This window comes from Hydrogenophaga sp. (genome assembly GCF_030158645.1).
Lineage (GTDB): Bacteria > Pseudomonadota > Gammaproteobacteria > Burkholderiales > Burkholderiaceae_C > Hydrogenophaga.
In genome coordinates this window covers 1-1039 of record NZ_JAOASO010000169.1, presented here as the reverse complement: position 1 = coordinate 1039, position 1039 = coordinate 1, and the positions used below count along the sequence as shown (strand labels likewise).

At 66.9% G+C, this 1039-nt stretch carries 1 protein-coding gene; it reads left to right on the top strand.

Translation table 11 applies throughout. The annotated features are described in order from the left end of the window. A partial coding sequence (locus tag Q1W68_RS18375; RefSeq protein ID WP_300717237.1) for a glutamate synthase-related protein occupies positions 1-1039 on the top strand: 1039 nt, incomplete at both ends.

Below are 1039 nucleotides of genomic sequence, written 5' to 3'. Positions count from 1 at the left end.
TCGCGACCGCGCCGCTGGTCGTCGAGGGCTGCATCATGATGCGCAAGTGCCACCTCAACACCTGCCCGGTCGGCGTGGCCACGCAAGACCCGGCGCTGCGCAAGAAATTCAGCGGCAAGCCCGAGCACGTGGTGAACTACTTCTTCTTCATCGCCGAAGAAGTGCGCCAGATCATGGCCCAGCTGGGCATCCGCAAGTTCGACGACCTGATCGGCCGCGCCGACCTGCTCGACACGAAGAAGGGCGTCGAACACTGGAAGGCCCGGGGACTCGACTTCGCACGCATCTTCCATCTGCCTGCCGCGCCGGCCGAAGTGCCGCGCCGCCAGGTCGAGGTCCAGGATCATGGGCTGGCCCGCGCGCTCGACGTGACGCTGATCGAGAAATGCAAACCGGCACTCGAGCGCGGCGAGAAGGTGCAGTTCATGCACGAGGTGCGCAACGTCAACCGCACCGTCGGCGCGATGCTGTCGGGCGAACTGGTGCGCCACCACCCCGAGGGCCTGCCGGACCAGACCATCTTCATCCAGATGGAAGGCACCGGCGGCCAGAGCTACGGCGCGTTCCTCGCGAAGGGCATCACCTTCTACCTGATCGGTGACGCCAACGACTACACCGGCAAGGGCATGAGCGGTGGCCGCATCGCGATCCGCCCGAGCATCGAGTTCCGTGGCGATGCGATGAAGAACATCATCGTCGGCAACACCGTCTTGTACGGCGCGACCAGCGGCGAGGCGTTCTTCCGCGGGGTGGCTGGCGAGCGCTTCGCGGTTCGCCTGTCGGGGGCCACGGCAGTCGTCGAAGGCACCGGCGACCACGGCTGCGAGTACATGACCGGCGGCACCGTGGTCGTGCTGGGCGAGACCGGCCGCAACTTCGCCGCCGGCATGAGCGGCGGCGTGGCCTATGTCTATGACGCCGACGGGCAGTTCGCGTTGCGCTGCAACACCTCGATGGTCAGCCTGGAGCGGGTGCTGCCACCGGCCGAACAGTCGGCGACCACCGATCACGCGCTGTGGCACAAGGGACAGACCGACGA